The sequence below is a fragment of the Pseudoalteromonas sp. APAL1 genome, from assembly GCF_021532475.1.
Classification (GTDB): domain Bacteria; phylum Pseudomonadota; class Gammaproteobacteria; order Enterobacterales; family Alteromonadaceae; genus Pseudoalteromonas; species Pseudoalteromonas lipolytica_C.
Genome location: NZ_JAKGAW010000026.1, coordinates 13382 through 26499, shown reverse-complemented (window position 1 = coordinate 26499; position 13118 = coordinate 13382). Strand labels below are relative to the sequence as shown.

General features: G+C 40.9%; 12 protein-coding genes. 3 read left to right on the top strand and 9 right to left on the bottom strand.

Annotation, left to right across the window (positions count from 1 at the left end; all coding sequences use genetic code 11):
* Positions 1-13 precede the first annotated feature (13 nt).
* The 3 genes from L1264_RS13420 to L1264_RS13410 form a co-directional block, all read right to left on the bottom strand.
* The gene (locus L1264_RS13420) at positions 14-619 is read right to left on the bottom strand and encodes a ubiquinone biosynthesis accessory factor UbiJ (protein ID WP_135922970.1); all 606 of its coding nucleotides are present in this window, start codon (positions 617-619) and stop codon (positions 14-16) included.
* 18 nt (positions 620-637) lie between these two features.
* Positions 638-1393: a bifunctional demethylmenaquinone methyltransferase/2-methoxy-6-polyprenyl-1,4-benzoquinol methylase UbiE gene (gene ubiE / locus L1264_RS13415; RefSeq protein ID WP_135922969.1), complete on the bottom strand. Its 756-nt coding sequence runs from the start codon at positions 1391-1393 to the stop codon at positions 638-640.
* A 121-nt stretch (positions 1394-1514) separates the two neighbouring features.
* Positions 1515-2501 (bottom strand): GGDEF domain-containing protein, encoded by a 987-nt coding sequence (locus L1264_RS13410; protein WP_235404114.1) that lies wholly within the window; start codon positions 2499-2501, stop codon positions 1515-1517.
* A gap of 359 nt (positions 2502-2860) precedes the next feature.
* Here L1264_RS13410 and L1264_RS13405 point away from each other — a divergent pair, with 359 nt between their 5' ends.
* Entirely contained in the window at positions 2861-4639 is a 1779-nt protein-coding gene (locus L1264_RS13405) for a DUF885 domain-containing protein (RefSeq protein ID WP_199527215.1), read from the top strand.
* Between the two features lie 110 nt (positions 4640-4749).
* Positions 4750-6231 carry an FMN-binding glutamate synthase family protein gene (locus tag L1264_RS13400; protein WP_135922964.1) on the top strand — a complete coding sequence of 494 codons (1482 nt, stop codon included), beginning with the start codon at positions 4750-4752 and terminating at the stop codon, positions 6229-6231.
* A gap of 34 nt (positions 6232-6265) precedes the next feature.
* Here L1264_RS13400 and mtnK read toward each other — a convergent pair whose 3' ends face one another.
* Positions 6266-7483: an S-methyl-5-thioribose kinase gene (mtnK, locus tag L1264_RS13395; RefSeq protein WP_199527217.1), complete on the bottom strand. Its 1218-nt coding sequence runs from the start codon at positions 7481-7483 to the stop codon at positions 6266-6268.
* 145 nt (positions 7484-7628) lie between these two features.
* Between mtnK and mtnA the strand changes: the two genes are divergently transcribed.
* Entirely contained in the window at positions 7629-8654 is a 1026-nt protein-coding gene (gene mtnA / locus L1264_RS13390; RefSeq protein ID WP_138558433.1) for an S-methyl-5-thioribose-1-phosphate isomerase, read from the top strand.
* A 5-nt stretch (positions 8655-8659) separates the two neighbouring features.
* Here the strand turns inward: mtnA and L1264_RS13385 are convergent, their stop codons facing one another.
* The 5 genes from L1264_RS13385 to L1264_RS13365 form a co-directional block, all read right to left on the bottom strand.
* Entirely contained in the window at positions 8660-10807 is a 2148-nt protein-coding gene (locus L1264_RS13385) for a winged helix-turn-helix domain-containing protein (RefSeq protein ID WP_199527218.1), read from the bottom strand.
* Positions 10808-10902: 95 nt separating this feature from the next.
* The gene (locus tag L1264_RS13380; RefSeq protein ID WP_135922960.1) at positions 10903-11244 is read right to left on the bottom strand and encodes a gamma-glutamylcyclotransferase family protein; all 342 of its coding nucleotides are present in this window, start codon (positions 11242-11244) and stop codon (positions 10903-10905) included.
* A gap of 1 nt (position 11245) precedes the next feature.
* Positions 11246-11788, bottom strand: coding sequence for a 1,2-dihydroxy-3-keto-5-methylthiopentene dioxygenase (locus L1264_RS13375; protein ID WP_135922959.1), 543 nt, complete (start codon positions 11786-11788; stop codon positions 11246-11248).
* Positions 11785-12471, bottom strand: a complete 687-nt coding sequence (mtnC, locus tag L1264_RS13370) for an acireductone synthase (RefSeq protein ID WP_199527219.1) — start codon at positions 12469-12471, stop codon at positions 11785-11787. Before mtnC ends, L1264_RS13375 begins: the two co-directional genes overlap by 4 nt.
* Positions 12468-13097, bottom strand: a complete 630-nt coding sequence (locus L1264_RS13365) for a methylthioribulose 1-phosphate dehydratase (protein WP_199527220.1) — start codon at positions 13095-13097, stop codon at positions 12468-12470. Before L1264_RS13365 ends, mtnC begins: the two co-directional genes overlap by 4 nt.
* Between the last annotated feature and the right edge of the window lie 21 nt (positions 13098-13118).

Here is a 13118-nt window from a genome sequence, read left to right as displayed (position 1 = left end):
GTTCCTTAGCGCATTAGCGTGACTGTAACAGCGCGTTAATTCGCATCTCTAATTGAGATACTTGGCTTTTTAATTGGCGATTTTGCTGTTTGAATTCAGCAAGTTCTAGTGGGTGAATCGTCACCGCTAGCTCATCTTGGCAAAGCGCTGTTAAGGTATTTTCTAGCTTACTTTTTGTTTGTAGCCCACGGCGTTTTAAGGCTTGTAAAGAGAGCCATAGTTGCTGCGCTGGGGCATCGCCAATATAACGAGAAAAGTGTTCAGGCCAGTCAATATTAAGCTCTGCAAACGCATTGCTAAAGCCTTGCGCAAGATTTAAATCGCCTTGTAAATCGAGTTTATCTTGGCGAATTAGCTGGGTAAGCATTGATGGATCTTTAAGGGCCAACAAGGTGTTGATATCGGCGCTGATCATGCAATCAAAACTGCGCTCTTGCGTACTGTATAAGTGAATTTGCTCGTCGCTGTAAACGCACAAAATGGACTGTTGCCAATCGCGTATTTCAATTAAAAGTTGCTTGTCAGCAATGCTGGCAAGCTTGTTTTTAACAGCGGGATCTAATTGCAACACATGATTAATAATGCGTTCTACAAGTGACAACAGAGCGTTAGCTAACATCACATTACCTGCTTAGGTTTAATATTTAAAACCACGGTGTAAAGCAACAATACCACCCGTTAGATTTTGATAAGTGGTTTGTTCAAAGCCGGCATCTTCCATCATAGCCTTTAACGTTTCTTGATCTGGGTGCATACGGATTGATTCAGCAAGATACTGATAAGACTCGCTGTCATTCGCTACCAGTTCACCCATTTTAGGTAAGATATTGAATGAGTAAAAGTCATACGCTTTGCTCAGCACTTCATGCTCAGGCTTAGAAAACTCAAGCACTAGCAAGCGACCGCCAGGCTTAAGGATGCGGTACATTGAACGTAATGCTTTATCTTTATCGGTGACATTACGTAGCCCAAATGCAATCGTGATTAAGTCAAAGCTATTATCTGGAAATGGCAATGCTTCTGCATTCATTTGCACGTATTCAATATTGCCTACGCGACCTAAGTTGCGAAGTTTTTCGCGACCAACTTTGAGCATTGAAGAGTTAATATCGCCTAAGATAACTTGACCGGTTTCGCCAACTAACTGACTAAATTTAGCGGTTAAATCGCCAGTACCGCCTGCAAGGTCTAATACGTAGTGGCCTTTACGAACACCTGAACTTGCAATAGTTTGGCGTTTCCATAAACGATGAATACCGAATGACATTAAGTCATTCATAACGTCATATTTTGCTGCGACTGAGTGAAATACATCAGCAACCATCGATGCTTTGTCGTTTTCAGCAACGGTTTTATAGCCAAAATGCGTGGTCTTTTCTTGATTCTCGTTCATGATTAATCTCTATCGTGGCAATAAAGACTAGTGTACTTGATTGTAGCTATGGGGTGCAATTTGATTATAACTAAATCATCAGATTAGCGTTGTATTTAATGACTTAGAACAGGATTAGATGTTATTGACCTGCAATATAGCTACTCTGACCCAATGATTTTGCTTTTGCTGCTGCTAATGAGGCTTTTCGTGCTAGGTAATTAAAATCATTACCTTCTTCGTGCTTTGCTATACCCAAAGCGAGCGTGATAGCAGGTAATTTGGTGCCATTTTTTGAACTAACAAAACGCAGCTTTTCAACACCATTACGTACTTTTTCAGCGATTAAATTTGCTGTTTCAGGCTCAATGTCAGCAAGAAGGATAGTAAATTCCTCTTTACCAGTACGACCCGGTAAACCGCTCTCTAATACATATTTTTGAACTTGTTTGGCAACTTTACTCAAAATCACTTCACCAATCACATCACCATAGTTGCTTATAAAGTGATCAAGGTTTTCAATTTGAATTGATATGGCACACACCGCCTTGTTTTGCCCAATCCATAATTGCGTTTGCTGATTTAAGTAATGGCGTTTATATAATCCGGTTTGTGGATCAGTGATGTGTTGTTTACGAAGTTGAGTGAGCTGTTTTTGGGTTTTTTCTTGGAGTGATTTAGCTTTTGCAATTTCTTGTTTAAATTGTCGGTGCTGATTTAGTAATACTTCAGACTGCTTGCTAAGCATTTTCAGTGCGTGGCGAGTTTGCTCTAGGTTATTTTCATCTATGGCATGCACGCAATCAGTAACTTGATCAGCAAAGCGGATCATGTTTTGCTCATTCGTATTCGCATTACGAGATAATGAGTTTATAACGGAGTCGACATTACGAACAATTGCTGTATTCATTTTATAGCCTTGTTCCATAAAATCGAAATACAGTTGTTCTACGTAAACGCTGTCGATCGTTTTCTTTTGAGCAATAGCACGGTCTATTGCGGTATTGAGTTTTTGGTTAGCTTGGCTGACATAGGTATAAACGACGTGGTAGTTAAGTGGTGACGGCGGTAATGAATGATGTTCTAAAAAGATACATACCTTCGTCATTTTTTCTTGAGCAATAGCCATGGAATCATGGAACATCATTTTTCAATACCACTAAATACGCATATCAACTAATTAATCATCTTGTCCCTAAAGTGCATTTGCTTCCAAGCATAAATACTGAGTCTACAGTAATCTGTAATCAGTCTATTTAAAAGCAAAATTGCCAAATTTGGAACTTAAATTTGTTTTGTTTGGGTCTATTAGCTGATTTTCTCTACAACTTTGCCATGTATAAGCATAAATTGTTTAAAGCTTGTTCATTCGTTGCGTTTGTTGGGCGTTTATTTGAGCGTAAATAATCTGAGCTTGGTCGCATTTGCTTGGGTTTTAATCTGAGCTGAGCTAATTTAGCTGCACAGATCAAAACGAATAAGAAAGTTATGAAACACTCATTATCGCAAACTGTAAATCGATCGCTAATTGCTGTTGCGTTAGCTTGCACTTTAAGTGCCTGTCAGGTTACCAAAATTGACGCTGATCAGCAGTTTAATCAAGTTGCAGAAGAAATTGTTAACCATCGTCAAAGTATTAGCCCTTATGGAAAGGAAAATGGCGTTGACGGTTATTTACTGGAAAACTTGTCGGCTGAATTTTTAGAGAAAAAGTACAAAAAGAATACTCAATTACTTGCCGAGCTAGACGCTATCGACCGTGATAAATTATCTGAAGAAAATCGCATTAACCTGACTATTTTGCGTGGCCAAGTGCAAAATAGTGTCGATGAATATGTGTTTAATGCGCACTATATGCCGCTGACTTCTGAGTACGGTTTTCACTCTAGCTTATCATTTATGATTTCCAGCTCAGATTACACAAAAGCAAAAGATTACCAGCTATATCTTGCAAAATTGCAGCAAATTCCCCGCTATTTCACACAAAATATCGGTTGGATGCGCAAAGGGCTTGAGGTGGGGCTAACCCAACCTAAGGCTGTGTTAGAAGGCTATCAAGACTCAATCACGGCGTATATTGTTGATGATGCTACTAAGTCTGAATTCTACAAACCATTTTTAAATAACACTGCGGGCCTGAGCGATAGCGAATTTGCAGCTCTACAAAAGCAAGCGCAAACCATTATTAAAGAGCAGGTTATTCCAGCTTATCAAGGTTACTTAACCTTCTTTAATAATGAATATCAACCGGGTGCACGTACAGAAATTGGTATTTCAAGTACGCCAAACGGTAAAGCGTTTTACGAAAATCGCGCAAGGTACTACACCACCACAGATATGACGCCAAAAGAAATTCATGAGTTGGGTTTACAAGAAGTCGCGCGTATTCGTGCAGAAATGGAAAAAATTATTGAGCAAGTAGGCTTTGAAGGCTCGTTTGCTGATTTTGTCCACTTTTTACGTACTGATCCGCAATTTTACGCAAAAACACCTGAAGAGCTACTAAAAGAAGCGTCTTACATTGCCAAGAAAATGGATGCGCAGTTACCTAAGTTGTTCCACACCTTGCCGAGAATGCCGTATGGTGTTGCACCGGTGCCAGCGAGCATAGCTCCAAAATATACAACGGGGCGTTACTCAGGGTCTCGTCGTGATGACCAAGCAGGTTACTACTGGGTTAATACCTATGCGTTAGATAAGCGCCCGTTGTATGTACTTGAAGCATTAACTTTGCACGAAGCTGTACCAGGGCATCATTTACAAATTTCACTTAATGCTGAGCTTGAGTCATTGCCAAGTTATCGCCGTAATGCATATTTGTCGGCATTTGGTGAAGGTTGGGGCCTATATTCGGAGTTTTTAGGCATCGAAGCGGGCTTTTATCAAGACCCATACAGTGATTTTGGTCGTTTGACTTATGAAATGTGGCGTGCAGCACGTTTAGTGGTTGATACAGGTATGCATATGTATGGCTGGAGCCGCGAACGCGCAATGCAGTTTATGAGCGAAAACACCGCGCTTTCATTGCATAACGTGAAGACCGAAACTGACCGTTATATTTCATGGCCTGCACAAGCGTTGTCATACAAAATTGGTGAGCTAACCATTAAACGTTTACGCCACGAAGCTGAGCAAGCACTTGGTCAAGATTTCGATATTCGTGAATTTCATCATCAAATATTACGACATGGCTCAGTGCCAATGTCAGTGCTCGAAGAGCAAATTCAACTTTACATAAAAGCTGAATTAGCCAAACGAGCAGCATAGCAGTATAAAAGACGAAAAGGCGTGATTTACATCACGCCTTTTTTGTTTATTGCACGTAATATAAACACCTTATATGCTTTGAAAGATGTCATTTCACAAAGGGGCCTTGGATGAGTGATTTTATAATTTTTAGTATCGATGTATTTGCCAGTTTATTTATTTTTGCATTAGGGATCGGATTACTGGTGATTGTGTGCTTTTACATTAGTGATGTGACGCAATCTAAGCAGGCGATTCGCCGTAATTACCCGGTGATAGGACGTTTTCGCTATTTCTTTGAACGCCAAGGTGAGTTCTTCCGTCAGTACTTCTTTGCTATGGATAGGGAAGAGTTACCATTTAACCGCGCAGAGCGAAGCTGGGTTTATCGCGCAGCAAAAAATGTTGACCGCACTACTGCGTTTGGTTCAACACAAAGCCTAGAAGCCACAGGGACTGTGATGTTTATGAACTGCGCCTTCCCAAAACTGGATGAAGAGGCGTTAGAGCCAAGTTATGTCACCTTAGGTCCATACTGTGAGAAGCCCTATTCTACCAATGCATTATTCAATATTTCGGGCATGAGTTTTGGCGCTTTATCAAAACCCGCTGTGCGTGCTTTATCACGAGGTGCAAAATTAGCTGGTTGTTGGATGAATACGGGGGAAGGTGGACTGAGTCCTTATCATCTCGAAGGGGGAGCTGATATTGTATTTCAGATTGGTACGGCAAAATATGGTGTGCGTGATGAGCAAGGTAAGCTAAGTTTAGAAAAACTAAAAGCAATTGCCGAGCATGAACAAGTTAAGATGTTCGAAATTAAAATGAGCCAAGGCGCAAAACCGGGTAAAGGCGGTATGTTGCCTGGGCGGAAAGTAACCGCTGAAATCGCCAAAATTCGGGGGATCCCTGAAGGGCATGACTCGATTAGCCCTAATGGCCATCCAGAAATAAAAGAACCGGCCCACTTACTCGATATGATTTCGACAGTTCGAGAAACAACAGGTAAACCAACAGGTTTTAAAGCAGTGATTGGTGAATACACTTGGCTTGAAACCTTGTTCAGTGAAATTAATAATCGAGGCATTGAATCAGCGCCTGATTTTATCACGATTGATAGTGCCGACGGTGGAACGGGCGCAGCGCCTCAGCCGTTAATGGACTCTGTCGGTTTACCGCTGCGTGAAAGCTTACCTCTTGTTGTAGATCTTTTGAAAAAACATGGTCTAAGAGAGCGTGTAAAGGTTATCGCATCGGGTAAGTTAATTGTGCCATCAAAAGTTGCTTGGGCATTAGCGCTGGGTGCTGACTTTATTGTTTCGGCTCGTGGTCACATGTTCTCGCTTGGCTGTATTCAAGCTCTACAATGTAATAAAGATACTTGCCCTACAGGTATTACAACCCACAATGAGCGCTTACAACGAGGTTTAGATGTCACAGACAAGGCTCAGCGTGTTGCTAACTATAATAAATATATTCATTATGGGGCAGGTTTGATTGCCCATTCATGTGGTGTATCCAGTGCCAGAGAATTGGCTCGTCATCATGTGCGCGTAGTGCAAGAAAATGGCTTGTCTGAGCCGCTCGATAAAATGTACGAGCATTATCAGTAAAGTATTTAGAAAGGCGCGTTTAGCGCCTTTGTTTTTAGTTTAGCAAGCTAACCAGTAAAGAGAAAAACTCATCTTTATTATTGCAGCTTGTCGCGTTAAGCATTAACTGCTCTCCGAGTACCAGCGTTTGTTGTTGCACAGCAAGGCGAGCGCCTACATCGTCAATGCCATCGATATCGGCAACATGGGCTAAACCTATGGTGCGGCGAATAAGCTCAGCGCCACAATAACCAATCGCATCGTGTAATACTTGTTGTAAATAATCTTCAGTAAAAGCGCGGTTTGCAAAGCTAATATCTGTTGCTTCGTTACTTGCTAGGGTTAGCCAATGTTGTTCAAATTGGCTGTAACAATCCTGCAAGCAAGTTAGAAGGTGGGTTTGATATTGACGGCGTGCTGCCTGATTTGTAATACGGCCATTTTGCGCGCAGTAATTAAGCAATAAATTGCCCATAAAAGAGCCGATATCGAAACCAACAGGGCCAAAAAATCCGAACTCTGGGTCGATCATTTTGGTGGTGTTTGTATCGACAAAAATACTGCCGCTATGCATATCACCGTGTAATAAAGTTTGCGGACAAGATAAGAATTTAGCTTTTAATTTGGCTGCGGCTAGTTTTAAAGCGTCATTATTGCGAATGCTTTCGACGTGCTCATTAAGCTCAGCAGCGAAATTATTGCGCTCATGCTCAATGTAAGGGTCAGTAAAGAATAAATCTTCAGTGATCTTACATAAATCAGGGTTGATAAACTGACTCACTTTGGCTTTTTTATCTTCAGCAGATAAATAGAAGTCTGAGTTATAAAAACCAGTACGACTCAAATACAGTGCGACATGACTTGCCAGTAGCGGAAATTGCTCTGCGTTGATTTGCGCGCCTCGTAAAATCTGCAAATGCCCTAAATCTTCCAGCACTGTTAAGGCAAGTTCTGCATTATGGTGCAAAATAGCGACAGTATGTTCTGGGCATAAGGCACCGTGATTAATAAGCACATCAGCTTCTATGCGTGCGCGATCAAGTGATAATGGCCATGATTCGCCTACGCAACGAGCATAGGGAAGGGCTTGTTTTAAAATAACACTATTATTGTGTTGATCCGTTACACGAAAAACCAGATTTAAGTTTCCGTCTCCAAACTCGTATGCAGTCAGTATTGCATCAGCAGGGAAAACTGAAATCAGTTCACTTTTAACAAGTTCTTTAATGTAATCAACAGCATGCTCTGAAGTGAAGGCGGTGTAATCAGCCATGGCTCTATCTCATAAAACAATAAACTTTAAGCATTCTATACTTTTAACCATTTAGATGTCCATACATCCAGCTTGTTAGTTGTCAAAACTGATGTAAAATAACCATTCAATAAAATTAGCTTTTCATTATTTATTCGGATTCAGTATGCAAGATCTCATCGCGAGTAGTATTAAATATCAGCAAGGTACGCTAACTGTACTTGACCAGTATTTGTTGCCACATCAACAGCATTGGCATGTGTGCAATGATGTTGAAACGATGAAAGATTTAATTTTGACACTGAAAATTCGTGGTGCACCGTTAATAGGTTTAGGCGCTAGTTTACTCGTTGCACATTTAGCAGAGCAGGGCATGAGCCAAGCCTCACTCGCTATCGCCATAGATGAGCTAGAAGCAACCCGTCCAACAGCTGTTAATCTAATGCACTGTATGGCCAAGTTACGCGAAGCGTTGACTGAGAGCGACTTTGTTGCTGCTGTTGTCTCTACCGCTGAGCAGTTGTTTAAAGAAGATATTGCGCTTTGCGATAGTATGGCTGAACGTGGTGCGGCTTTGGTTGCCAAAGGCGACAATATTTTAACTCATTGCAATACTGGCGCATTAGCAACAGCAGGTGTGGGTACTGCATTAGGAGTGATTTATAAAGCGCAGCAACGCTATGGTGATATTCATGTTTGGGTTGATGAGACTAGACCATTACTGCAAGGTGGCCGTTTAACTGCCTTTGAACTTGAGCGTTGGCAAATTCCTTATACTTTGATTTGCGATAACATGGCAGCTAGCTTAATGGCGGCAGGTAAGGTTGATAAGATTTTTGTAGGCGCTGATCGCATTGCTGCAAACGGTGATTTTGCTAACAAAGTGGGCACTTATAATCTTGCTGTATTAGCGCATTTTCATAACATTCCATTTTATGTTGTTGCGCCATTGACTACGCTTGATACGCAAACGACATGTGGTAATGACATTGAAATTGAGCAGCGTAGTGTAAATGAAGTGCGCGGTGTTAGTGGTAGTTTTGGTGAAGCAATGTGGGCACCGACTAATGCACAGGTTTATAACCCAGCGTTTGATGTAACACCTGCTAATTTAGTAACAGGTTGGGTGCTCGATACCGGGGTTTATAACCAAGCAGATATCGAGCAAGGTATTTTAAAGCAGTTAAAATAGCGGATTTATTCAGCGCTTTTTTCTGTGTAAAGCTCAATGCTGTTTTGACTGTTTGCTGTTAAGAATGAAATTGCGAGCTTGTCATTACTTGCATTGAGCTGGCTAATAAAGTGCAAAGGCTGCATTTGCAGAGCTAATTCGACATCCTGCAGGTTTGCTAATTTAATGCTATACACTTCAGTTTCCGTGGCAATATACAAGCTGTGTTGGTTGCTTGTCATTGAGATAATTGAAGGCTTCAGCTCGGTTAACTTATCTGGCGTTGTTAGTTCACTGTAAGTATTGCTGTCACTATCTAAAAGCAGGTATTTTTCATATTTAGAATGCACTATTAGCTGAGTTTCGTCATACCAAGCAATTGCCAAAGGGGTGTCGATGGTACTTTTGACAACTTCATCGCTGTTAGTATGCAAAATCATTATTTGGTTTTGCAGGCTACTAAGCTCGGTATAAATAACGGCAATCTTATTACCTCTGACAGCCGCCAGTTTAGTGTTCCCTGGTAGTGTCCAATGCTTAATTTCTGAAAAGTCATTCGCATTTAGTAGCGTTAATTGCTGATTGGTTTTATTAAAGCTAACAAGCTTACTACTGCTACTATTTGCAGCAATAATCGCAGTATCTTCACCAAGCTTATCGGTTATATCGATATATTGGTTATCTTTTCGAAGCCAGTGTTGGCGTTTGTAGTATTCAAAGTCAGCGAAATACACATCATTATTAGTTAATGCAACTAAGTCATCCTCATGCTTATTTGCAGTCGCAATATAGCTCATTTGTTTTGATTTTAAGTCAAATAAAGCTGCATCACTGTCGTGTATATCTGTGCTAATTAGCACGCTATGTTTATTAAGAGGGTAAGCGTAATTGGCTCGTTTTACAGGGGCTTTAATAGGTTGCCCACGGCTCATGGAATCAAACGAAAATGATTCAATCGTCAATTTACCGCGGTTATACCAAACAAGCGAGTTGCTTTGCTCATCGTAAGTCGCAGCCCAAGAGCGGTAATTGTTAGTTGTTAATAGCTTTAGTGAGCTGCCGTCTAAATTAGCCATGTAAATTTCTGCTTGGGCAACATTATGGCGTTCAAAAATAATGCGGCTAGGGTTTTGAATCGTCGTTAATATAAAGTCACCCGTGCCTGTAATATTAGGTGAGGTAATGCGAATCTCTTCACCTGTTTTTAAATCTTGTGCATACAAAGCATATAGGTGAGTTAAACCACGGTAATTATTACGCCTTGTAATTGCCACATTGCCGACTTCCATGTATTGGCTTGGGGTGCGGTTTAGTACAGATTGATTTGTTCGAGGCTTTATTAGTGCTTCGTTAGATAGCAGGTTACTCGCTTGCCAAGTAATACAATCGTTGTAATCATCCCCTTCACATGAACCATAAAATAAGCGTTCACCGTCTTCAGACCAACCTTGTAAAAATAGCTCCCCTGATGCAATCTGGTACTCTCGTTTAGTTGTTAAATCGACAACATAAAGGTGTTTCTTATCATTTTGCAGTATGTAAGCCAGTTTCGTTTTGTCTTGGCTTAGCAATAACCGATAGTGCGTGCCTTTATGCCAAGTAATGGTTTCGGCTTGAAGATCTAAAAATGGTGCTTGCTCTTGGGCTTCGACATTGGCTTGGGGCTGTTGTATATACAACCAGGTAGCAGCAATCAATAAACTTAATACTAAGGCAACAAAAGGCCATGGCCAGCGCGATGAGTGAGTGTTTTTCTCGCTGATGGTGTTAGTGTTTAGGTGAGGTTTTGTTTCTTCATTTGCCACTACTACTGGTTCAGCAATAGGTGCCTGCTCAAGAGGTCGCACTGCAATGAATAAGCTGTAGCCTTTACGATAATGGGTTTTAATGGTTTGACCTGGCTGGTTCTCTGATTTGAGTACTTTTCTTAGTTCAGAGATAGCTCGGTTTATAGCATTGTCATCAACAAAACTTTGTTGCCAAATATTTTCAACCAGTTCTTGGCGAGTAATTATTCGCTCGTTATTTTCAATAAAAAAGCAGAGTAATTTAAAAAGCAAAGGTTCTAATTCGCGGGTGTGAACACCGTCACTGATAGTTTGCTGTTTTATATTAAGTTGCCATTCGCCAACAAAAATAACATTATCGCGTAAGGGTGAAAGTGCCGACCCCATTTTTAGTCCTTTAGCAAATAATTAGTACTTATTAATGGGGTCGATAATAACAGAAGTTGTACTGTAATTGGGTTTTTTTGTTTTATTTTTGTAAATTAAAGACTATTTTTTGCAACATATACCCATGCATTAGTATGGCAGAGGAATTTTTCTGCAATGCGTTGATAGTCGTCCACTTCGTATTTATCTGCTTGTGCAAGCTCTTGCTCTGTAATTAAGTAGATTGTGCCGCTCACAGAATCGCTTTCATTACCTGTTTTTAATAATGCAGGATGAAAACGTTGCCCACTGCTTTTAAGTACGGCCTCGTCGGTGATCTCTACTTCGCCAACTACATACCCTGTCAGCGTGGCTGGTTGACCTTCGAGCAAGCGCCCGAAGGTATCTAACTGAACTTGTGGGTACTGCAAGGTACCGTACGAAAATAGCTTTTCCATATTAATCCAAAAGGGGAAAGTTGTTAGCAATATCAGACTCAGTACTTTGCGCGACCCAGCCTTCGGTATTATTGAATAAGCGAATTGCTGTGAATTCAGGATCACTGCCCATATCAAACCAATGTGGTGTAAGCTCAGGTACTGAAATCAGGTCGCCTTGTTGGCAAAGAACTTGATACACTTTATCGCCCAAGTGTAGGCAAAATAACCCTTGGCCTTTCACAAAAAAGCGCACTTCATCTTCACTATGAGTATGTTCAAATAAGAACTTGCTGCGTAATTCGCTGGCATTTGGGTTACCTTTTGCAAGCGAAATAACATCCACTGTTTGATAGCCACCTTCAGCCTTAAGGCGTTCTATATCGTTAGCATAGGCAGTTAAAATAGCGTCATGACTGGTGTCTTGATCAATCTGTGCCGTTGCTTGCCATTGCTCAAAGCGAACGCCAACCGCATTAAGCTCTCTAGCAATAGCGCTTAAATCTTCACTATGAAACAGTATGTTATCTGCGTTTGTATCATTAAAAATAGTTAATTGACTCATACTAAAAGCTCCGCGCTGAATGCTGTGAAATCGTTAATATATGGGTGGATATCACTTGCTTCTTGGCCATCTCGAATAAGGTGAAGCGTTCGCAGACCTGCCGCTTTTGCAGCATCAAGCTCTGCTTCAACATCGCTTAAAAATAGCACCTCTTCAGCGTCAAAAGGCAGTTCAGCAATAATATTCTCATAAGAGCTTTGCTGTTGTTTTGCGCCTACTTTAGTATCGAAGTAACCACTGAATAAAGGTCTCACATCACCATAATCAGAAAACTCAAAAATCAGGTGTTGGGCTTTTACTGAGCCAGATGAGTACACATAGAGACTTTTGCCCGCTTGTTTTTGGGCTTGTAAAAAGTCATAAGCATCAGGGTAAAGGTGGCCAGTAAAATCACCATTTTCGTAGCCAGTTTGCCAAATTAATCCTTGCAATTGCTTAAGTGGAGTAATTTTTTGGTCCGTTTCTATCCAATGAATTAAATGCTTAATAACCGTGTCAATATCGGCTTCTGGTTGTTCAATATGTGCTTTAACAGCATCAATTTGGGCTGCAACTTCTGGGTCTGTTTGATGTGACTTTACAAACTCGGGTAATTGCCCTGCAGCGTAAGGGAATAAGACGTCTTTGACAAAAGAAATGCGGGTAATTGTGCCTTCAATATCGGTTAAAATCGCTTTGATCATGGCTGAACTCCAGCTTGAATGCCTTCTAGTTTTAAGCGCTCAAGTTCACAGCTAAACAAAAACTCTAAGCCTTCTAAATGACGCATTACTTCTTTGATATCGCGACCAACCACGTATAAACCGTGGCCGCGAATTAATACGGCATGCTCAATAGGGGTGTGAAGGTGATGATCACTGACAAGTAAACTTAAACGGTCGATGTCTTGGTCGTTATCAAAAATAGGAATACTTAGCGTATCTAAATGCGATTTAACACCACTTAAAGACTTTTGCATTTCGTAGCCGTGTAAGTTGATAGTATGGCCTTTAATAACACGCGATAACACGGTTGCCGCTACCGAATGAGTGTGTAAGACATAGTTTGCTGATGGGATCAGCTTATACATATTTAGATGCAGCTCAGTTTCAGCTGAAGGATTACCTGAGCCTTTAGTGCGATTACCTTCATGATCAAATTCAATAAACGCATGAGTGCCGAGTTGGCCTTTATCGAAGCCACTTGCTGTGACAACATAGCCACTTGCTGTGCGGGCTGAAAAGTTACCACCAGTAGCAGGGACCCAACCGCGTTGACTTACCCATTTACCGGCTTCAATTAGTTCTGAAATAGCGGTATTGTTATGCATATATTCCTCGACATTCTAAAA